This is a genomic window from Varunaivibrio sulfuroxidans (assembly GCF_029318635.1).
GTDB lineage: Bacteria > Pseudomonadota > Alphaproteobacteria > Rhodospirillales > Magnetovibrionaceae > Varunaivibrio > Varunaivibrio sulfuroxidans.
Genome location: NZ_CP119676.1, coordinates 2,641,228 through 2,661,482 on the forward strand (window position 1 = coordinate 2,641,228; position 20,255 = coordinate 2,661,482).

Sequence of the window (20,255 nt, forward strand, 5' to 3'; positions counted from 1 at the left end):
GGCGCAGGCCGCGGTTCAGTCGTTTTTTTCTCCGCGTTGCACGAAGACGCTGAGGATGGCGAGCGCGCCCGAACCCAACATCAACATCAAGGACAAGGCGTTGAGCACCGGCGTCGAACCTTCGCGCAGGCGCCCGTACATGGCGATGGTCAGCGGCTGGTCCGATCCGACCAGCATGAGAGTGGTGTTGAAGTTCTCGAACGACATCAAGAAGGCGACGATGGCCGCGCCGACAATCGCCGGCTTCAGGTAGGGGATCGTCACCGTCCGGATCGCGCTCAGCTTCGATGCGCCGAGATTGAGCGCCGCCTCTTCCAGCGAGAGATCGAATTTACGCAGCCGCGCCGAGATCACCAAGGTGGTGATGGTGGTGATGAAGGAAAATTGGCCGAGAATGACCAGGAACGTGCTCGGCCGCAAAAATTCCAAGTCCCAACCCATCGTCGTATCGAACCAATTGGCGATGGTCGAGGAGAAGATCAAGATTGAAATGCCGAGGATCACGCCGGGGATCACCAGGGGCGTTAGCATCAGCATGTAAAACAGGTTCTTGAAGGGAAAATTCTCGCGCTCGAACAAGAAGGCGTTCGTCGTGCCGACGGTGACGGTCAAAAACGTGACCCAAAGGGCGATGTAAAACGAGGTGCCGATGCTGCGCAGCAGACGATTGTCGAAAAACAACCCCAGGTGTGGCGCGCTGGGGTGGAAAAACCAGTCCAATGTGAAGCCTTTCCACGGCAGCGAGGGAAACATCGCATCGTTGAAGGCGAACACGGCGACGACGACCAGCGGCAAAAGCAGGAAGACGAAAAAGAGGCCGACATAGGCGCCGTAAAGGACGCGGAAACTTTTCGGTTGGGGAATCGAAGGGATCATCTGTGCGTCTCCTAACCCATGGTGCCCGAAAGGGTCTGGCGGCTGAGCTTGAGGCCGCTCCAGACGATCAACGAGGACAGGCCGAGCAGTAGGAAGCCGAACGCGGAGCCCAGTTCCCAATTGAAGCGGGTGATGAACTGGGTGTAGATCTGCGCGGTGAACCACATGCTGTCCTTGCCGCCCAATAGAACCGGGGTCAGATAATTGCCCAGGGTCAGCATGAACACCACGATGCACCCCGAAACGATTCCCGGCATGGCGTGGGGGACGATGATCTCGCGAAGCACGGTCAGGCCGTTGCCGCCCAGATCGTAGCCGGCCTCGACCAGGCTGTCGTCGAGGCTGTCCAGCGTGGTCACCAAAGGCACCACCATGAACAGCATCGAGGTGTACACCAGTCCCAACATGATGGTGGCGTCGTTGTAGAGCATTTCCACCGGGGCGCTGGCCAGGCCCGTCCACTGCAGGACGGCGCTGAAAATGCCCGATTCACGCAGCAGAATCATCCAGCCGAAGGTGCGCACCAATTCGCTGACCCAAAACGGCACCAGACACAACAGAAACAACACCGCCTTCAGGCGTCCGCGCAGCATTTTCGCGATGTAATACGAAATCGGGAAGGCGACGACCAGGGTGATCGCGGTCGCCACGATCGACATGATCGCGGTGCGCGCGAAGGTGCGCCAATACAAAGGTTCATTGAAAAATTCGGCGTAATTGGCGAGGCTCGTCCGATAAACCCGGGGCGCGACCCTTTCATGCAGAGAAATCAGGAACATGTCGATGTGGGGCAGGATGATCAGCGTGAACAGCCACACCGCCAAGGGGGCCAACAACAGGTAAATGCTCAACTTCCCCGTGGTTGAGGCTTTCATGGCTGATCCTCGCCGCTCACCGCAAAGGCCAGCGCTTTGTCGTGCATCCATCCCAGATAGACCGTTTGCCCGCGCCTTAGGGTGCTGAATTCTCCCGTTTGGGGAAGGGCGACGGTAAGCTCGCCACCGGTTTTCTCGTCGCGCACCAAAGCTCGGCTGTTGGCGCCGTTGAACAGCAGGTTGACGACGGTACCGTTGAGCCGGTTTTCCAAATCCTGGATGCGCGCGCTTTCCTGGGAAATGATCACCGCTTCGGGGCGGACGAAAATATCGACCTGTTGACCGACGCTTAAAGCCATGCCGCCCGCCGGGGTCGCCAGCAGGGAAATACCGTCTTTCGTGGACACCCGCACGCCTGTGCCGTCCGCGCTTTCGACCGCGCCGCGCCAGCGGTCGCTGTCGCCGACGAAGCCGGCGACGAAGGCCGTCTTGGGGTGATAGTACAATTCCTGTGGGGTGCCGATCTGCTCGAAGCGACCCTTGTTCATGATCGCCACCTGATCGGACATCACCAAGGCTTCGGACTGATCGTGGGTGATGTACATGAAGGTGGTGCCGAATTGGCTTTGCAATTGCTTGAGTTCGATCTTCATGTGTTCGCGCAGCTTCAGGTCGAGCGCGCCCAAAGGTTCGTCAAGCAACAGCACAGCCGGGTTCAACACCATGCATCGGGCGATGGCGATGCGCTGTTTCTGTCCGCCGGAAAGCTGGTCGATCTTTTTGTCGATGGCGTCGGGCAGGTTAACGCGCTCCAGGGCGTCCCGAACCAGGGTGGGAATCTCCCGCTTCGGCGTTCCGCGTCGCTTTAGGCCATAGGCGATGTTTTCGCCCACCGTCATCATCGGAAACAGGGCGAGATGCTGGAACACCATATTGACGGGGCGTTTGTTGGGGGCGACGCCCAGCATGGATTGCCCCTTGATCGCGATATCGCCCGACGTCGGCTCCAAAAAGCCCGCAAGCATGCGCAAAAGGGTTGTCTTACCGCATCCCGAGGGCCCCAGAATGGAAAAGAACGCGCCGCTGGGGACGGAGAAGGAGACATCGTCCACGGCGAGGAAATCCCCGAAGGTCTTGGTGAGGTTGTGACACTCAAGATCGAGAGCCGGGGTGTCTGCGTTGGCCATCATGCCGCCTATATTCTCCGTAAAATCGTTGGGTCGGGATACCCCTGATCGCGGACGCTTGAAAAAACAATCGCGATTGTGAAAATGCGCAAGGGGCGCCCGGAGAATTGATCCCGGGCGCCCCTTCGTGTTCGATCGGCCTTACTTGGCGGCTTTCACGTGGTCGAGAACCTTGCCTTCCATATCTTCAAGACCGGAGGGCACCGGCGGGTACCATTTGATGTTGTCGATGGCGGCGGGCGGGAAGGTCTTCTGATACAGCGCGCGTTTGCTGGCTTCGACATAGGCGTCCGAACCCTTGGACGCGGTGAAGTTGCCGGCGGCGGCGGTCACCATCGCCGCGATCTTGGGCTGCATCACGAAGTTGATCCACTTGTAGGCGGCGCTTTCGTTCTTGGTCTTGCGCGGCAGGGCGAAGGTATCGACCCAACCCAGGGCGCCCGATTTCGGCGCGATGGTCTGAATGTCGGGGTTTTCCGCGCTCAATTTCCAGCCCGAGCCGTCCCAAGCCATGGCGGCCACGACTTCGCCCGAACGCATCAGGTTAAGCAGGGCGTCGCCGCCGGACCAATAGGCTTTGACATTGGACTTGCAGGAAATCAGCTTCTTTTCGACCTTTTCCATGATCACTTTGTATTTGGAGCTGTCGTTGTACGCGGCGAACGGATCCATCCCCATGGCGAAGGCGAAGGCGATCAGGGTCGGACGTTTCAGGCGGTACGACACCTTTCCGGCGTATTTGGGATCGCACAGGTCGGTGTAATCCTTGACGTCGGGCGCTTTCTTGACGTTGACCGTCAGGGCGCTGGTGCCCCAGACGTCGGGAACGCCATAGACCTTGCCGTTATAGGTGGTGTTCTTTTTGGTGCCTTCCAGAAGCGAAGGGATGAACAGCGACGTGTCGATCTTGGACAGGTCGATCGGCTTGTAGATGTTGAAATCGCCCTGGGCGCCGGAGATGCGGTCCTGCGACGGTTGAACCAGATCGAACCCGGCCCCGCCGGTGGCGCGCAACTTGGAGATCATCTCCTCGTTGTTGGAATTGGTGACCTGGACGTCGATGCCGGTTTCGGCCTTGAACATCTGCACCACTTTCTCGGGGGCGTATCCACCCCACGTCAGCAGACGCAAGGTTTCCGCCTGAGCGCCGCCCGCACTAAGGGCGATGCCGACGCCGGCGATCAGGCCTGCAATCATTTTCGTTCTGTTCAACATGTTGGAATTCTCCATGGGTATGTAAATTTAGGGGTACGTGAATTTTTGGGCTATGTGATGGGCTGTGTGAATAGTGGGGCGATGATGTGTATGTCTACGCCCCCTTTTTCAATTTTTTCGCGTCCGAAAGCGCACCGGCGCTATCCCAATCTCCGTTCATGCCTCGGTATCTGTTCATGTCATCGAAAGCCCTGCTTCTTCAAAACCGGGTTTCACCGGGACGACCTTCGCCATCGCGCCGCGTTCCCCCGCCGCCTTCGCCCACCCATCGGGCCAGGCAAGCACGGGGATGTTGCTTTGCGAACATCCGGACGAGGCGTGTATAAGGAAGAAATGTTTCGTAGATATGACGGTTTCGCAGAGATCGCTGAATTATCTATTACAGCCGCCGAAACCCCCGGAACCACGATCTCCCCCCTTAAAATACGTGTGTTCACCCCGGACGAGCGCCGGATGGGTGACGGGTCGTCGTCGCCCTTGTTTGCACAGTAGTAAGGGCGTTTTTCTTTGGCAACAGCAAATTTTCCGCTCCGGCGCGCGGAAAATTTTCGAAAGTGAACGGCTCGGGCGGCGCGACGTTAAATAAAAAAAACGGTGATATCGTTAGCGGCATGAAACACATTGATTTTTTTCAGGTTATCCGAAATATTCGCAAACGAATAAGAGGACGAGGTGGAATAGGGCGATTCGCGGAAAACGTCCCGCCGTCCGTCGTACGGGAAAAAAACGCGCCCGGGTCAATCCGGTGGATAACCAGAGGACGAAATGACGGCATTACCAAAAATAAAGCCCCCCCGGATACTGGTGGTCGATGGCTATCCGAAGGACCACCGCGCCGAATTAACCGAATGCGCCATGACCGTGGCGGCGGAGCTGTACGTCGCTATGCTCCGCCGCTGCCATCCGGGCGTGGCGACGGAGGTCCTCTTTCCCTCGGACCCCGACGCCGCGCTTCCTTCGGGGGCGGCGATCGGCGATTACGACGGCGTGGCGTGGACGGGTTGCTCGCTGAACGTTTACGATGACGATCCCCGGGTTCATCGCCAAATCACCCTGGCGCGCGCCGCCTTCGCGGCCGGCGTGCCGTCGTTCGGCAGTTGCTGGGCGGCGCAAATCGCGGTCGTCGCCGCGGGGGGAAGCGTCGCCGCCAACCCACGCGGACGGGAGATGGGCGTGGCGCGTAAGATTGCGCTGACGGCGGAAGGCCGGGCCCATCCGATGTATGTGGGCAAGCCCTCGGTCTTCGACGGCTTTATCAGCCATGTTGACGAGATCACGCACGTTGCGCCGGGAACGCAGGTGTTGGCGAGCAACGCCTTCACCCGGGTTCAGGCGGTCAGCGTCAATTACGCCCGGGGGACGTTCTGGAGCGTCCAATATCACCCCGAATACGATCTGCGCCAGATGGCCCGGCTGACCCAGTGCCGCGCCAAGGTTCTGGTCAAGGCAGGGTTTTTCTCCGGCGATGCGGCGGCGAAGGCCTATATCGAGCGGCTCGACACCCTGCACGGCGACCCCGCGCGCGGCGACATTGCGTGGGAATTGGGCCTCGACGACGATGTGCTCAACGCCGATATCCGCCAAATCGAAACCCGGAACTGGATCGAACATCTGGTGATCCCGGCGATGCGACGTTGAACGGAGGGGGCGTGAAATGAACCGTATGCCCTCCGGCGAGGATCCCGGGTTGAACGCGCGCCAGCGCGAAATGCTCGATCTCGCCCGCCGCCGCGGCTTCGTCGCCATCGAGGCCATGGCGCGCCATTTCAAGGTCACCGCCCAGACCGTGCGCCGCGACATTAACGTGTTGTGCGAACGGGGTATCTTGCACCGCTACCACGGTGGGGCGGGGGTGTCCTCAAGTGTCGAAAACATGTCCTACGACACCCGACAGGTCATGTTTTTAAAGGAAAAGCAGCGCATCGCTAAAATGGTGGCGGCGCACATTCCCGACCGGGCGTCGCTGTTCGTCAATATCGGCACCACCACCGAGGAGGTGGCGCGGCACCTCAAAGCCCATCAAAGCCTGAGAATCATCACCAACAATCTGAACGTCGCCACCATTCTTTCGGCGCGGCCGCGTTTCGAGGTCATCGTCGCCGGCGGCGTGGTGCGGACGCGCGATCGCGGCATTATCGGCGAGGCGACAATGGACTTCATCAACCAATTTAAGGTCGATTGCGCGATCATCGGGATTTCCGGGATCGACGCCGACGGCGCGCTTTTGGATTTCGACTACCAGGAGGTCCGCGTCGCCCAGGCGATCGTCAACAATGCCCGCCGGGTCTATCTGGTGGCCGATCACAGCAAGTTCGAACGCAGCCCGATGGTCCGCCTGGGGCACATCGCGCAAATCGACGCCCTGTTCACCGACAGGCCGCTGTCCACGGCGATGGCCGAGGTTTTCGCCCGCGCGCAGACGGCGGTTTATGTCGCGGATGCTTCGTAGCGCGGCGGCCTAACCGTCGCGTAGGTGCTCCAACTGTTCGATTCTCCTGCGGGTGCTTTGCCAGTTTTTTTGCCCGGTCGCTTCCAACAGGGCTTCGATGAAGACCACGATCGCAGCGGCGCTATCCCACGTGGTGCCGGTCTCGATGCGCAACGGAAAAATGTGCTTGGCGAAGCGGGCGATCGGAGACAGCCACTGGTCGGTGACGAGGACGACGTTGACGCCCTGTTGGTGCGCGGTTTGGGCGAAGCGTACGATGTCGTCTTGATAACGCCGAACGTCGAACGCCACCAGGGTGTGACGTTTGCCCATGTCGAGCAAATGGTCGGTAAGAAAAGAATTTTGCCCTGATATTTGGTGTACGCGCGGACGAATGGTGCGTAGGTGTTCGTACAGATAATGCGCCAGCGCACCGCTCAAACGACCGCCTAAAATATGCACCGGACGCTTGGTGTCGGCGATCAATGCCGCGGCGCGATCAAATTCGGCGGGGGACAAGCCTTCCAGGGAATCATGAATGTTCGCGCTCGCCATTTCGGAAAATTGAGGCAAGAGCCCATCGCGTTTTTGCGGATGGACGGCGTCGGGACGCTGGTTTTTACTGAGTGGCGAGCGTAGGCGCTCCTCCAATTCCTGGCGTAACTTCGCTTGGAATTGTGGGTATCCGGAGAACCCCAATTTCCCTACGAAACGCAAGACCGTGGGCGCACTGACGCCGGCCTGTGATGAGAAATCCGCGACCGTGCTCAGTCCTGAAATGGGGTAGTTGGACAAGAGTATTTGCGCCAGCTTTCGTTCCGAAGCGGTGAACCGTTCGAAATGGCCATGAATTTGTTCGGCGATGGTGTGCGCGGCATGTGTCGTCAATGCGGAGGGATCTCCTTAGTCTTGCGCGTCATCAAAAGGTCTAGCATTAAAGGTTTAGCGTCGAAAATGTAACAAACGTAACAATCAAAGGTGCGCTCGTTCATGTCAAGATACAGCCATCGGAAAACTTGATTCGGCCCTTGCAATCGTATTGCGCGCATAACGGCATGCCATGCCGACGTGTAAAAGTCTATGATAAACCCACCGTAACATATTGAATTTAAGTCATTATGAAAAAAACAATTGAGTATTCGGAGTAAGATAATGTAACGTTTGTTCCACAAAAAATAAAAATTAAAGGGGGCGCGCTTTACTTCCGGCGATATCGAGTGGCCTCTCATAAAAAAAGAACGTCAACGGCGTGCCGGTTTGCGCGCGTTCGGGCGTTAGGTCTCGGGTGCGTAAGGGGTGGGGGCGCTGTCTGATTTCAGTGGCCTCCTTTGGATACGGACGGAGATATTTTTCCGTCCCCGTAATCTCGAAGGGTGATTGACCATGTCAGATAAAAAGAAAGTCGGCAGTGTGACCTATCGTCAGGCCGACGACGGATATTTCGAAAACCGCGGCTTGCGGCGTTACGCCGGCGTTTGGTCGTTATGGGCGCTGGGGGTCGGCGCGGTTATTTCCGGCGATTTCTTCGGATGGAACTTCGGCCTTACGTCGGGCGGCTTCGGCGGCCTTTTGTACGCCACCGTGATCATCGCCGTGATGTACATCGGGATGTGTTATTCCCTGGCCGAAATGTCGCCCGCGCTGCCTCACACCGGCGGCGCGTATTCGTTCGGACGCACGGCGATGGGGCCGTGGGGCGGGTTCATCACGGGGCTTGCCGAAAACATGGAATACGTGCTCACCCCGGCGGTGATCGTGGTCGGAATCGGCGGTTACATGGGGGCGATCTTCAACGATCTGTTCGGCGTGCAGATCGCCGATCCGGTATGGTGGCTGGTCTCCTATGCCGTCTTCGTCGGTCTCAATTTCTGGGGGGTGGAACTGACGTTCAAGTTTTCGGTGTTCATCACCTTCCTCGCCCTGTTGATCCTGTTGGTGTTTTGGATCGGCGCCATTCCCCTGTTCCATTGGGACAACCTGCTCACCGTCGCGCCCGATCCGGGTCATGGCGCTTGGTTGCCCAAGGGGATGATGGGGATCGCTTATGCGTTGCCCTTCGCCATGTGGTTTTATCTGGCGATCGAACAGTTACCCCTGGCGGCTGAAGAATCCCACGATCCGGCGCGCGACATGCCCAAGGGGTTGCTTTACGGCATCCTGACGCTGATCATCGCCTCGGTGCTGACGTTGTTCCTCAACGCCGGCATCGCGCCCGGCGCGGCGGTGGTCGGCAAATCGTCCGAACCGTTGTTCCTGGCCTTCAAGACCATCTTCGGCGAAGGCGCGGGCGCGGCCCTCTTGGCGTTGATCGCGGTGGCCGGACTGATCGCCAGTTTTCACACCATCATTTACGCTTATGGGCGCAACATCTATTCGCTGTCGCGGGCGGGCTATTTTCCGCACTGGATGTCGGTGACCCACAGCAAACGCAAGACGCCGCACGTGGCGTTGGTTTTGGGCGCGGTCGTGGGCTATGTGGTGGCCCTGATTATCCAGTTCGGCGACAAGATATTCGGCGGCGTTCCGGTCGGCGGCGTGTTGCTCAACATGGCGGTGTTCGGCGCCGTGATCGCCTATGTCATGCAGATGATTTCGTTCGTGATCCTGCGCAAGAAATATCCCGACATCGAACGGCCCTATGTTAGCCCGCTGGGCAACGGCGGGGCGATCGTCTCCGCGCTGATCGCGGCGATCACACTGGTTTTTCTGTTCTTTACCCCCGACTACCGTCCGGGCATTTACGGATGCGCGGCGTGGTTCGGCGCGGGACTGGTTTACTTCTACTTCGTCGGGCGGCATAAACTGATCCTGTCCCCCGAGGAAGAATTCGCGATCACCGGCGGCCACCATGGCCATCCGGAGACGGAAGGTTACGGCCACACCGCCATCGAGTAATGGCGCGCCGTCGCCGCGGCGGACCGGGGAGGGGATCCCGGTCCGCCGCGCTTGGCGCCTCTTCGCCATACCCACCATTGCAGTCATCGCGAGGGGCGCGCCCCTCCGGGCACAGGAGCGTACGAAAAATGAACCCAAGACACGTCAAAACGGCGGCGGACGCCCTTAAGGCGCTGGACGCCTATAATCTGGACCATGTGAAGGTTGGGGTTTTCGATGTCGATGGCGTCTTGCGCGGCAAATACATGTCGCGCAAAAAGTTCGAATCGGCTCTGAAAGGCGGTTTTGGCTTTTGCGACGTCGTCCTGGGATGGGACTCGCGCGATCAGCTCTATGACAACGTCACCTACACGGGCTGGCATACCGGCTACCCCGACGCCCCGGTGCGGGTGCTGCCGGAAAGCTGCCGGGCGATCCCCTGGGAAGACAACATGCTGCTTTTCCTCGGAGAATTTTCCGGCGCGGCCGAGGAAATCTGCCCGCGCGGGACCTTGAAGCGGATCCTCGCCCTGGCCGACGAGATGGGCTACCGGGTCAACGCCGGGGTCGAATATGAATTTTTCGTCTTCGACGAGACGCCCGATTCCGTGCGCGAGAAAAATTTTCGTAACCTCAAACCGATCGCGCCGGATTATTTTGGCTATTCGGTGGTCCGCAACACCGTGCATTCGGACCTCTACCGGGACATTCTGTCCGGCTGCGAGGCGATGGACATGGGTCTGGAGGGGCTTCACGAAGAAACCGGCCCCGGCGTCCTGGAGGCCGCGATCGCGGTCGATGACGCCCTCGCCGCCGCCGATAAGGCGGCCTTGTTCAAAACCTTCATCAAGGTGATGGCGCAAAAGCGCGGCCTGATGGCCACCTTCATGGCCAAATGGTCGCCCGACTGGCCGGGCCAAAGCGGTCACATTCATATTTCCCTGACCGACAAGAAAACCGGCAAGAACGCCTTTTACGACGCCGCCGAGGATCACGCCATGAGCGACGTTCAGCGCCGGTTCGTCGGCGGCCAGCAAAAGCTGATGCCCGAATTCCTGGCGATGATCGCGCCCACGGTCAACGCCTACACGCGCCTGATCCCCGGGTTTTGGGCGCCGACCGAATCGACCTGGGGGATCGAAAACCGGACCTGCGCCCTGCGCGTCATCCCGGGCGGCGAAAAATCCCAGCGCGTCGAATACCGCGTCGCCGCGGCCGACGCCAATCCCTATATCGCGCTGGCCGCGGCGATCGCCTCGGGTCTTTGGGGGGTGCAAAACCAGACCCAACCGGAAGCGCCGGTCGCGGGCAACGCCTACGACAAGACCTTCCCCAAAAAGCTCCACCTTCCCGACACGTTGTGGGAGGCGGCGCGGCGTCTGAAAGCCTCCAAACCGGCGCGCCAGTTGTTCGGCGATCCCTTCGTCGCGCATTTCGCTGCGACCCGCGAATGGGAGGAAAGGGAATTTCGCCGTCATATCACCGATTGGGAGATGGAACGGTACTTCGAAATCATTTAAGAAGCGGGAAATCGGCCCCCTCGCGCCGCGAGAGGCCTCCTGTGCAACGCTTTTATGCAAACGAGTAAAAAATGACGACACTGAAAACCATATCCCCGGTGGACGGCAGCGTTTATGTCGAGCGCGATCTCGCCGGTCCCCGGGAGATCGACCACGCCTTAAGCCGCGCCAAGGCGGCGCAAAAATCCTGGCGCGAAACCCCGCTTGCGACCCGCCGGGAACTGCTCGGCAAGGCGGTTGACGCCTTCCTCGCCAAGGGCGGCGACATCGCCCGGGAATTGACCTGGCAGATGGGCCGCCCGGTTACTCAAACCCCGAGCGAGGTGGCGGGGTTCGAGGAACGCGCCCGTCATATGCTCGCGATCGCCCCCCAGTCCCTGGGCGATGTGGTTCCGCCGCAAAAAGAAGGTTTCAACCGCTTCATTCGCCGCGTGCCGTTGGGCGTCGTCGCCGTCATCGCGCCGTGGAACTATCCGTATTTGACCTCGGTCAACGCGGTTATTCCGGCCCTGATGGCGGGCAACACGGTGATTTTGAAGCATTCCCATCAGACGCCGCTGTGCGCCGAACGCTACGACGAAGCGTTCAAGGCGGCGGGCCTTCCCGAGGGGGTGTTCCAATACCTGCACCTGTCGCACGCCGACACCGAGGCGCTGATCGCCGACGACCGGGTCGATAGCGTCAACTTCACCGGCTCGGTCGGCGGTGGCGCGGCCATTGAGCGGGCGATCGGCGGGCGCTTCATCGCTTCGGGATTGGAGCTGGGTGGTAAGGATCCGGGCTATGTCCGCCCCGACGCCAACCTTGCCCATGCGGTGGAAAATCTGGTGGACGGATCGTTTTTCAATTCCGGCCAATCGTGCTGCGGAATCGAACGGATTTATGTGCACAAGGATGTTTACGACACTTTCGTCGAGCGCTTCGTCGAATTGACGCGGACCTACCGCCTGGGCAACCCACTGGAGGCGGACACCAACCTGGGGCCGATGGTGCGTACATCGTCGGCGCAGTTCGTTCGCGGCCAAATCGCCGAGGCCGTCGCGGCCGGGGCGAAGGCCCTGATCGACCCCGCCGCGTTCCCCGCCGACCGACCGGACACCCCCTACATGGCGCCCCAGGTCCTGGTCGATGTCGATCACACCATGCGCGTGATGGCCGAGGAATCGTTCGGTCCCGTGGTCGGGATCATGAAGGTCGGCGGTGACGACGAGGCGCTCGCCCTGATGAACGATAGCGAATTCGGCCTTACCGCATCGCTGTGGACCGAGGACGAGGATGCGGCGCTGGCGCTGGCGGGGCGGGTCGAAACCGGCACCGTGTACATGAACCGCTGCGATTATCTGGACCCCGCCCTGGCGTGGACCGGGGTCAAGAATTCGGGCCGCGGATGCACGCTGTCCCAGATCGGCTATGAAAGCCTCACCCGGCCAATGAGTTTCAACTTCCGCACCAAGATTTAAGTGTGGGATTTCTTTTTGAAGGCGCTACGAAAATGACGAAAATTATTGCGGGAAACTGGAATTTTCCGACCAAGATCACATTTGGACCGGGGACGATCGCCCAATTGGCCGACAGTTGCGCGGCGCTGGGCATACGCCGGCCCCTGCTGATTACCGACCGGGGCCTGAGGGACCTGCCGATGATCGCCGCCGCGATCGCGGCCAACGCGGCGGCGGGCCTGCCGACGGGCCTGTTCGCCGAGGTCAAGGGCAACCCGGTCGGCAAAAATGTTGAGGACGGCGTGGCGGCCTTTCGCGACGGCGGGCATGACGGCGTTATCGCCTTCGGCGGCGGCAGCGCCCTGGACGCCGCCAAGGCGGTGGCCCTGATGGTCGGCCAGGATCGCCCGTTGTGGGATTTCGTCGATGAGGGCGATAACTGGCTGCGCGTCAACGAAGACGGTATGGTCCCCGTGGTCGCGGTGCCGACCACGGCGGGCACCGGATCGGAAGTCGGTCGGGCCAGCGTGATTACCGACGAGGACGGGCATCGAAAAAAGATCATTTTCCATCCCCGGATGATGCCGGGGATCGTGATTTCCGATCCCGAGTTGACGGTGGGTCTGCCCGCCCATGTCACCGCGGCCACCGGGATCGATGCCTTCGTGCACTGTTTCGAGGCTTACTGCGCCCCCGGATACCATCCGATGGCCGAAGGCATCGCCCTGGAAGGCATGCGTCTGATTGCGGGCGCCCTGCCCAGAGCCTATGCCGACGGCGCCGACGTGGTCGCGCGCGCCGACATGTTGGCGGCGGCGTCGATGGGCGCGGTCGCGTTTCAAAAGGGCCTGGGCGGCGTCCATGCCCTGGCCCATCCGATCGGGGCGGTATACGACACCCATCACGGCCTCGCCAACGCCATTTTACTGCCCTACGTGATGCGCGCCAATCGGGCGGCGATCGCGCCCCGGATGGGGCTCGTCGGGCGGGTCCTGGGGCTGGATCGGGCCGATTTCGACGGCGTTTTCCAGTGGGCCCTGGAGTTCCGCAAGACCCTGGGAATCGCGAACGCCCTGAAGGACATCGGCCTCGACGCCGGGCGCGCCGACGACATCGGGGCAATGGCCGCCGCCGATCCTTCGGCGGGGGGCAATCCGATCGCCATCGGTGCCGCCGGTTATGGCGATATTTTCCGCAAGGCCGTGTCCGGCGATCTGGGCTAGGGGAATGGTCTCGCCCCTCGCCTTCCTGGTTTTCGACGGCAATACCGAGGCCGTCAACGACCGTAGCCGCGCCTTGGGCGGGGTCGGCACGGGCAAGGCGTACGCGCGCGTTCTGCAAGGGCTTTGTGGAGACCTGGGACGGGTGGCGCGGTGCGTCGTCGTCGCCCCGGCGGACAACGGCGCGGGGTGCCTGCCCGTCGGGGTCGCGCTGGAGGATTTCGACGCCATCGTGTGGACGGGATCGGCGCTCAATGTCTATGCCGGCGGCCCCGAGGTCGAAGCCCAGATTGAATTCGCCCGCGCCGCGTTCGACAGCGCGGCGCCCGTTTTCGGAAGTTGTTGGGGTCTTCAGGTGATGACCGCGGCCTTGGGCGGCGTGGTGCGGGCCAACCCCAAGGGCCGCGAGATCGGCATCGGTCGCGCCATCACCTTGACCGACATCGGGCGGGGGCACCCGATGTACCGGGGGAAACCGGGTCCCTTCGACGCCATCACCGTGCATCTAGACGAGATCGAGACCGCGCCGCCGGGCGGTGTGGTTCTGGCCGCAAACGCGGTCTCGGCCATTCAGGGCATGGATATTCGCCAAGGAAAAAAATCGTTTTGGGGGGTGCAATATCACCCCGAATTCGATTTGGCCGAAATCGCCCGCGTCCATCAGCGTTACGGGTCGCGTTTGATCGATGAGGGATTTTTTGGCGATGCGCGGGAACTTGAGACCTACATAGATGGCCTGTTCGAACTCGACGGTAACCCCGAAGACGCGGCCCTAGCGCAAAAAATGCGGATCGGGATCGACGTTCTCGACCCCGTGCGGCGTATGGCGGAACTGCGCAATTGGATCGCCGTCAAGGTGATCGGCGACGAAGCCGCCGTCTATCCCCGATAGAGATTTTCGCTCATTCCCGACGCCAAAAATAACACGCCGCGATGTGGTTCTCGCCGACCGTTTCGGGGGCGGGGATCTCTTTCGCGCACCTTTCCTGGGCCATGAAGCAGCGCGGGTGAAAGGGGCATCCCGCGGGCGGGTCGATCGGCGAGGGCAGTTCGCCGGTCAGCTTGATCCGCTCCTGGCGCGCCTTAGGGTCGGTCCGCGGCGTCGCCGACAGCAAGGCGCGGGTATAGGGATGGACCGGGGTTTCGAACAGGGCGTCGCGGCCGGCCCGCTCGACGACCTTGCCCAGGTACATCACCACGATGTCGTCGGCGACGTGGCGGACCACGCTCAAATCATGGGAAATGAACATGTAGGCGAGGTTGAACTCTTCTTGTAAGTCCGCCAGCAAATTCAAGACCTGGGCCTGAATGGAAACATCGAGGGCCGACACCGGCTCGTCCAGGATGATGATCTTAGGGTGCAGCATCAACGCCCGGGCGATGGCGATGCGCTGGCGCTGGCCGCCCGAGAACATGTGCGGATAACGGCCATAGTGTTCGGGCCTAAGGCCGACGCGGACCATCATGTCCTGGGCCGCCTGGCGGCGCTGTTGGGCGCTCATCGAGGTGTTGATTTTTAGCGGCTCTTCGAGGATCGCGCCGATCCGCTGACGTGGGTTGAGCGACCCGTAGGGGTCCTGAAAGACGATCTGCACCGCGCCGCGCATCGACTTTAGTGTGGCCTTGCCTGCCGTGGCGACGTCTTCGCCGTCGATCGTGAGCGTTCCCGAGGTCGGCTCCTCGATCATCGTGACCAGGCGCGCCAGGGTCGATTTTCCGCATCCCGATTCGCCGACGACGGCGAGGGTCTTGCCCGCGCGTAGGGAAAAGCTGACCCCATCCAAGGCCTTCACCAGAACGGGTTTGGAAAACAGACCGCGGGTAATCGGATAGTGACGGGCCAGATTTTCGGCGTGAAGAAGGGGCTGATCGCTCATGAGGCGGGCTCCGATAGGGGGGCGCTTTTTAGCGCAAAGTGACAGCGCACGTCGTTTTCATAGGGTGGCGCTTCGTTGCGGCACTTGGCCTGGGCGAAGGCGCAGCGCGGATTGAATAGGCAGCCCGTCGGGCGGTCGTACTGGCCGGGGACGACGCCGGGAATGGCGTTCAACCGCTTGCCATGGGACCGTTCGGGCAAGGCGTCCAGCAGGGCGCTGGTATAGGGGTGGCGCGGCGCTTGAAAAAGGGCGGCGACATCGCCTTCCTCGACCTGCTGGCCGGCGTATTGGATCACCATCCGCTTGGCGGTTTCGGCGACGACGGCCATGTCGTGGGTGATCAACACCATCGCCATGCCTTCGCTGCGTTGCAGATCGACCAGAAGGTCGAGAATTTGCGCCTGAATGGTGACGTCCAGCGCGGTGGTCGGCTCGTCGGCGATCAAAAGGCGCGGGCTGCACGACAGCGACATGGCGATCATCACCCGCTGGCTCATGCCCCCCGACATCTGGTGGGGAAAGGCCTTCAGGCGGCGTTCGGGGGCGGGGATGCCGACCCGTTCGAGCATTTCAATGGCGCGGGCATGCAGCTTGGCCCCACCCAGGCCGAGGTGCACCTTCATCGCCTCCTTGATCTGGTAGCCGACCGTGAAGCACGGGTTGAGCGAGGTCATCGGTTCTTGGAAAATCATCGCCATGTCCTTGCCGATGACGCGCCGACGCTGGCCGGCGGGCATGGCGCGCAGGTCGATGCCATCGAAGGCCATGCGCTCGGCCTCGATCTTCGCGGTCCACGGCAACAGCCCCATCACCGCCATCATGGCGACGCTTTTGCCCGATCCCGACTCGCCGACGATGGCCAGCACCTCGCCCTCGTCGAGGCGGATGTCGATGCCGTCCACGGCGACGAAATCGCCGAAGGAAATGCGCAGGTTCTTGATATCGAGCAGGCTCATGAGCGTTTCATCTTCGGATCGAGGGCGTCGCGCAGACCATCCCCCATCAGGTTGAACGAAATCACCGTGATCAAAATCGCCAATCCGGGCAGCGTCACCACCCACCAGGCGCTGAGGATGAACTCCCGCGCTTCGGCGAGCATGGTGCCCCACTCGGGGGTCGGTGGTTGCGCCCCCATGCCCAGGAAGCCGAGCGCCGCGGCGTCCAGGATGGCCGACGAGAAACTGAGCGTCGCCTGGACGATCAGCGGCGCCATGCAGTTGGGCAGCACGGTGATGAACATCAGGCGTAGCGGCCCCGCTCCGGCGACACGGCTGGCGGTGACATAATCGCGCGAGCGTTCGGAAATCACCTGGGCCCGGGTCAGACGCACGAAATGGGGTTGCAAAACCAGGGCGATGGCGATCATGGCGTTGGTCAGGCTGGGACCTAAAATGGCGACCAAGACCAGGGCCAGGAGAAGGCTGGGAAAGGCGAGGATGACGTCCATCACGCGCATGATGACGATTTCCACCGGGCCGCGCAGGAAGCCCGCGATCAGCCCTAAGGTAATTCCGCTGGTGAGCGCCAGCACGACGACGAACGCGCCGATGAACAGCGAATAGCGGGTGCCGTGGATCAGCCGCGAGAAAATATCGCGGCCGATGGCGTCGGTGCCGAGGGGAAACGCCCACGAACCGCCATGCTCCCAAAACGGTGGCTGCAACAGGTGTTGGCGGTACTGTTCGTTGGGTCCGTGGGGCGAGACCTGATTGGCGAAAATGGCGAGCAGGATGATGATGGCGATGACCGCCAATCCCGCCAGCGCGCCCTTGTTCTCGCAAAACGAATTCCAAAACACGCGAAACGGCGCGGGCGGGGCCTCGGGCGCGGTGTCGGGCGTCGCGGCCGCCCCGACGGTTTCCGGGGGGCGTGCGGGGGCGTTGTGAGGAGGCTGGGTCATCATATTACTCGTTATGGCGAATGCGCGGGTTGATCAGGCCGTACAATAGATCGACGATTAGATTGACGATCATGACGATGCCCGCGATCAGCAACAGGCCGCCCTGCACGGACGGATAGTCGCGCCGGAAAATGGAATCGACCATCCATTTGCCGATTCCCGGCCAGGAAAAAATGGTCTCGGTCAGGATCGCGCCGGCCATCAGGACGCCGATTTGCAGGCCGATCGTGGTGATGACCGGGATCATGGCGTTGCGCAGGGCGTGCACGGCGATCACGCGCATCGGCGACAGTCCCTTGGCGCGGGCGGTGCGTACGTAATCCTCACCGAGGACTTCGAGCATGGCCGAGCGCGTCTGGCGCGCGATCACCGCCAGCGGGATGGTGCCCAGCACGATGGTCGGTAAAATCAAATGGCGCACGACGGAGGTGAACGCCCCCGGTTCGCCCGACAACAGACTGTCGATGAGCATGAAGCCGGTCACCGGTTCGAAATAATACATCGCCGAGATACGTCCGGAAACGGGGGTCCAACCGAGGATCGAGGAAAACAGGATGATCATCAAAAGCCCGGACCAGAAAATCGGCATCGAGTAGCCGACCAGCGAGACCCCCATCACCGAATGATCGAAGGCGGAGCCGCGCTTGACCCCGGCGATCATGCCCGCCGGAAGGCCGATCGCGGCGGCGAAGACAATCGCGCAGATCGACAGTTCCAGGGTCGCCGGGAACAGGGTGAAAAATTCATGAATAACGGGGCGTCGGGTGACGATCGACATCCCCAGGTCGCCGTGAAACAAATGACCGATATAGGTGAAATATTGGACCCACAGAGGCTTATCGAACCCGTATTGCGCCATCAATTGGGCGTGCAGGGCGGCGGAAACGCCCCTCTCGCCGGCCAGCAATTCGATCGGATCGCCGGGGATCAGGCGGATGAAGGCGAACGAAACCACGGTGACCCCGAAGAACGTCGGCACCACCATCGCCAGCTTGGAGAGTAAGAATTTTAACATTGAGGTCCGATGCGCGTTGTTCGAAAGAAATTCCGGGAGACGCCCGGCGGGGCGTCTCCCGGATCAAGGAGAAAAGAGAAGGCGTTACTTCAGATCGACGCCGTAAAATTCGTGGCCGCCGAACGGGTCGATGCGGTAATCGACGACGTTCTTGCGCACCGGTATGAAGACCACCGAATGGGCGATGGTCGCCCAGGGGGCCTGCTGCTTGAAGATGACCTGCGCCTTTTCGTACAGCTTGGTGCGCTCGGCCTTGTCGCTGACCCTGGCGGCCTTTTTGATCAGGTCGTTGAAGGGCTTGTAGCACCATTCGGCGCGGTTCGACCCGCCGACGGCGTCGCAGCCCAACAACACGGTCAGGAAGTTGTCGGGATCGCCGTTATCGCCGGTCCAGCCCAACAAGATGGTCTGGTGCTCGCCGTCCTTGGAGCGTTTCAAATACTCGCCCCATTCGTAGCTGACGATCTTGGCGTCAACGCCGACCTTGGCCCAGTCGGCCTGGATCATTTCGGCCATGCGCCGGGCGTTGGGGTTGTAGGGGCGCTGCACCGGCATCGCCCAAATGTTGGTTTGAAGGTTCTTCACCCCGGCTTCGGCGAGCAGTTTCTTCGCCGCGGCGGGATCGTAGGGATCGTCCTTGACCTTCTTGTTGTACGACCAGATGGTCGGTGGGATCGGATTCTTGGCGACTTGTCCCGCACCCTGGAAGACCGCCTCGATGATGGCCTTTTTGTTGATCGCCATGTTCAACGCCTTGCGCACGCGCACGTCGTCGAAGGGTTTTTTCTTGGTGTTATAGGCAAGGTATCCGATGTTCAGACCCGGTTGCTGCAGCAGCTTGATGTTGGCGTCTTTGCGCATGGACGCCAGGTCGCCGGGATTGGGATAGGGCATGACCTGGCACTCGTTGGCCATCAGCTTTTGATAGCGCACCGAAGCGTCGGGTGTGATCGAAAACACCAGGGTGTCGATTTTCGCCTTGCCGCGCCAGTAGGTGGGGTTGGCCTTGTAGCGGATCATCGAATCCTTTTGATAGGCGACCAGCTGGAACGGTCCGGTGCCCGACGGCGTCTGGTCGAGCTTCTCGGGCGTGCCGGCGGCCATATACTGGGCGGCTTGCTCGGCCGAGAAAATAGAGGCGAAATCCATCGCCATGTCGGCGATGAACGGGGCTTCGGGGTGTTTCAGGTCGAAGCGCACGGTGTACGGATCGACCTTGACGATGGCCTTGATCAGGTCCGGCATGCCCATGCCGTTGAAATATTCGAACGATCCGTTGGACACCTTGTGCCAGGGGTCTTTTTTGTCCCACTGGCGGTTGAACGAGAACAACACGTCGTCGGCGTTGAAATCGCGGGTCGGGGTGAAATCCTTGGTGGTCTGGAACTTGACGCCCTTACGCAGGTGGAACGTGTAGTGCAGGCCGTCCTTGGAAATATCCCAACCGGTGGCGAGACCGGGCTCGACGGCGGTGGTGCCACGCTTGAATTCGACCAGGCGGTCGAAAATGGGGTGCGACGAGGCGTCGAACGTGGTGCCCGTGGTGTAAAACGCCGGATTGAAGCCTTCCGGGCTGGCTTCCGAACAATAAACGAGGGTTTTTGCGCTGGCGCTTGCGGCCAGGGCCGTGGCGGCGGTCAGGGCAAGCCCGACGCCCACGGCCGCCTTAAGGAAACGATGGGTCACTGGTATCCTCCCAAAAGTAAACAGATGCGCGGCGAAACATCGTGTTTCGACGCGCCGACGGCCGCGAAATGACACTCCCCTACGCCGTCCGTCCGATCCCTTGGGTCGGCGGGGCTTCGTTTTCGTCATTCGCGGCGGTGCAAAATTTCGCACGGCTTGCGAAAATTTCGCACCCCTTCATGTGACAAGTCAATGACTGTTTG

The 20,255-nt window shown here is 61.0% G+C and carries 17 protein-coding genes; 7 read left to right on the top strand and 10 right to left on the bottom strand.

The window, feature by feature from the left end; all coding sequences use genetic code 11:
• Nucleotides 1-15: 15 nt before the first annotated feature.
• The 4 genes from P3M64_RS12350 to P3M64_RS12365 form a co-directional block, all read right to left on the bottom strand.
• Nucleotides 16-876, bottom strand: a complete 861-nt coding sequence (locus P3M64_RS12350; protein WP_132938416.1) for an ABC transporter permease — start codon at nucleotides 874-876, stop codon at nucleotides 16-18.
• Between the two features lie 11 nt (nucleotides 877-887).
• Nucleotides 888-1,751 carry an ABC transporter permease gene (locus P3M64_RS12355; RefSeq protein WP_132938415.1) on the bottom strand — a complete coding sequence of 288 codons (864 nt, stop codon included), beginning with the start codon at nucleotides 1,749-1,751 and terminating at the stop codon, nucleotides 888-890.
• Nucleotides 1,748-2,881 carry an ABC transporter ATP-binding protein gene (locus P3M64_RS12360; RefSeq protein WP_132938414.1) on the bottom strand — a complete coding sequence of 378 codons (1,134 nt, stop codon included), beginning with the start codon at nucleotides 2,879-2,881 and terminating at the stop codon, nucleotides 1,748-1,750. Before P3M64_RS12360 ends, P3M64_RS12355 begins: the two co-directional genes overlap by 4 nt.
• A 138-nt stretch (nucleotides 2,882-3,019) precedes the next feature.
• Entirely contained in the window at nucleotides 3,020-4,093 is a 1,074-nt protein-coding gene (locus P3M64_RS12365; protein ID WP_243644729.1) for an extracellular solute-binding protein, read from the bottom strand.
• A gap of 765 nt (nucleotides 4,094-4,858) precedes the next feature.
• Between P3M64_RS12365 and P3M64_RS12370 the strand changes: the two genes are divergently transcribed.
• Together P3M64_RS12370 and P3M64_RS12375 are read left to right on the top strand one after the other, a co-directional pair.
• Nucleotides 4,859-5,731, top strand: a complete 873-nt coding sequence (locus P3M64_RS12370) for a type 1 glutamine amidotransferase (protein WP_132938412.1) — start codon at nucleotides 4,859-4,861, stop codon at nucleotides 5,729-5,731.
• A 16-nt stretch (nucleotides 5,732-5,747) separates the two neighbouring features.
• Entirely contained in the window at nucleotides 5,748-6,542 is a 795-nt protein-coding gene (locus P3M64_RS12375; RefSeq protein ID WP_276157032.1) for a DeoR/GlpR family DNA-binding transcription regulator, read from the top strand.
• A gap of 9 nt (nucleotides 6,543-6,551) precedes the next feature.
• On the opposite strand, the gene P3M64_RS12380 is transcribed toward P3M64_RS12375, so the two are convergent.
• A complete protein-coding gene (locus tag P3M64_RS12380; protein ID WP_132938411.1) occupies nucleotides 6,552-7,409 on the bottom strand; it encodes a MurR/RpiR family transcriptional regulator in 858 nt (285 codons plus the stop codon).
• A gap of 495 nt (nucleotides 7,410-7,904) precedes the next feature.
• Between P3M64_RS12380 and P3M64_RS12385 the strand changes: the two genes are divergently transcribed.
• The 5 genes from P3M64_RS12385 (at nucleotide 7,905) to P3M64_RS12405 (ending at nucleotide 14,466) form a co-directional block, all read left to right on the top strand.
• The gene (locus P3M64_RS12385; protein ID WP_132938410.1) at nucleotides 7,905-9,416 is read left to right on the top strand and encodes an amino acid permease; all 1,512 of its coding nucleotides are present in this window, start codon (nucleotides 7,905-7,907) and stop codon (nucleotides 9,414-9,416) included.
• Nucleotides 9,417-9,544: 128 nt separating this feature from the next.
• Nucleotides 9,545-10,915, top strand: coding sequence for a glutamine synthetase family protein (locus P3M64_RS12390; RefSeq protein WP_132938409.1), 1,371 nt, complete (start codon nucleotides 9,545-9,547; stop codon nucleotides 10,913-10,915).
• 71 nt (nucleotides 10,916-10,986) lie between these two features.
• Nucleotides 10,987-12,375, top strand: a complete 1,389-nt coding sequence (locus tag P3M64_RS12395) for an aldehyde dehydrogenase family protein (protein WP_132938408.1) — start codon at nucleotides 10,987-10,989, stop codon at nucleotides 12,373-12,375.
• A 32-nt stretch (nucleotides 12,376-12,407) separates the two neighbouring features.
• A complete protein-coding gene (locus P3M64_RS12400; RefSeq protein WP_132938407.1) occupies nucleotides 12,408-13,577 on the top strand; it encodes an iron-containing alcohol dehydrogenase in 1,170 nt (389 codons plus the stop codon).
• 4 nt (nucleotides 13,578-13,581) lie between these two features.
• Nucleotides 13,582-14,466 carry a type 1 glutamine amidotransferase gene (locus tag P3M64_RS12405; RefSeq protein ID WP_132938406.1) on the top strand — a complete coding sequence of 295 codons (885 nt, stop codon included), beginning with the start codon at nucleotides 13,582-13,584 and terminating at the stop codon, nucleotides 14,464-14,466.
• 10 nt (nucleotides 14,467-14,476) lie between these two features.
• On the opposite strand, the gene P3M64_RS12410 is transcribed toward P3M64_RS12405, so the two are convergent.
• From P3M64_RS12410 to P3M64_RS12430, 5 genes are all read right to left on the bottom strand, one after another.
• Nucleotides 14,477-15,451 (bottom strand): ABC transporter ATP-binding protein, encoded by a 975-nt coding sequence (locus P3M64_RS12410; RefSeq protein ID WP_132938405.1) that lies wholly within the window; start codon nucleotides 15,449-15,451, stop codon nucleotides 14,477-14,479.
• Nucleotides 15,448-16,407: an ABC transporter ATP-binding protein gene (locus tag P3M64_RS12415; RefSeq protein WP_132938404.1), complete on the bottom strand. Its 960-nt coding sequence runs from the start codon at nucleotides 16,405-16,407 to the stop codon at nucleotides 15,448-15,450. Before P3M64_RS12415 ends, P3M64_RS12410 begins: the two co-directional genes overlap by 4 nt.
• Nucleotides 16,404-17,351, bottom strand: coding sequence for an ABC transporter permease subunit (locus tag P3M64_RS12420; protein ID WP_132938648.1), 948 nt, complete (start codon nucleotides 17,349-17,351; stop codon nucleotides 16,404-16,406). Before P3M64_RS12420 ends, P3M64_RS12415 begins: the two co-directional genes overlap by 4 nt.
• 4 nt (nucleotides 17,352-17,355) lie before the next feature.
• Nucleotides 17,356-18,366, bottom strand: a complete 1,011-nt coding sequence (locus P3M64_RS12425) for an ABC transporter permease subunit (protein WP_132938403.1) — start codon at nucleotides 18,364-18,366, stop codon at nucleotides 17,356-17,358.
• An 84-nt stretch (nucleotides 18,367-18,450) separates the two neighbouring features.
• Complete coding sequence (locus P3M64_RS12430; protein ID WP_243644728.1) at nucleotides 18,451-20,052, bottom strand: ABC transporter substrate-binding protein; 1,602 nt, start codon at nucleotides 20,050-20,052, stop codon at nucleotides 18,451-18,453.
• Nucleotides 20,053-20,255 lie beyond the last annotated feature (203 nt).

Excerpts from the sequence above, each read along its gene's own strand:
- P3M64_RS12395 (WP_132938408.1), top strand. The coding sequence starts at position 10,987 with ATGACGACACTGAAAACCATATCCCCGGTGGACGGCAGCGTTTATGTC.
- P3M64_RS12375 (WP_276157032.1), top strand. The coding sequence starts at position 5,748 with ATGAACCGTATGCCCTCCGGCGAGGATCCCGGGTTGAACGCGCGCCAG.
- P3M64_RS12385 (WP_132938410.1), top strand. The coding sequence starts at position 7,905 with ATGTCAGATAAAAAGAAAGTCGGCAGTGTGACCTATCGTCAGGCCGAC.
- P3M64_RS12400 (WP_132938407.1), top strand. The coding sequence starts at position 12,408 with ATGACGAAAATTATTGCGGGAAACTGGAATTTTCCGACCAAGATCACA.
- P3M64_RS12365 (WP_243644729.1), bottom strand. The coding sequence starts at position 4,093 with ATGTTGAACAGAACGAAAATGATTGCAGGCCTGATCGCCGGCGTCGGC.
- P3M64_RS12360 (WP_132938414.1), bottom strand. The coding sequence starts at position 2,881 with ATGATGGCCAACGCAGACACCCCGGCTCTCGATCTTGAGTGTCACAAC.
- P3M64_RS12390 (WP_132938409.1), top strand. The coding sequence starts at position 9,545 with ATGAACCCAAGACACGTCAAAACGGCGGCGGACGCCCTTAAGGCGCTG.
- P3M64_RS12425 (WP_132938403.1), bottom strand. The coding sequence starts at position 18,366 with ATGTTAAAATTCTTACTCTCCAAGCTGGCGATGGTGGTGCCGACGTTC.
- P3M64_RS12410 (WP_132938405.1), bottom strand. The coding sequence starts at position 15,451 with ATGAGCGATCAGCCCCTTCTTCACGCCGAAAATCTGGCCCGTCACTAT.
- P3M64_RS12415 (WP_132938404.1), bottom strand. The coding sequence starts at position 16,407 with ATGAGCCTGCTCGATATCAAGAACCTGCGCATTTCCTTCGGCGATTTC.
- P3M64_RS12420 (WP_132938648.1), bottom strand. The coding sequence starts at position 17,351 with ATGACCCAGCCTCCTCACAACGCCCCCGCACGCCCCCCGGAAACCGTC.
- P3M64_RS12405 (WP_132938406.1), top strand. The coding sequence starts at position 13,582 with ATGGTCTCGCCCCTCGCCTTCCTGGTTTTCGACGGCAATACCGAGGCC.
- P3M64_RS12350 (WP_132938416.1), bottom strand. The coding sequence starts at position 876 with ATGATCCCTTCGATTCCCCAACCGAAAAGTTTCCGCGTCCTTTACGGC.
- P3M64_RS12355 (WP_132938415.1), bottom strand. The coding sequence starts at position 1,751 with ATGAAAGCCTCAACCACGGGGAAGTTGAGCATTTACCTGTTGTTGGCC.
- P3M64_RS12370 (WP_132938412.1), top strand. The coding sequence starts at position 4,859 with ATGACGGCATTACCAAAAATAAAGCCCCCCCGGATACTGGTGGTCGAT.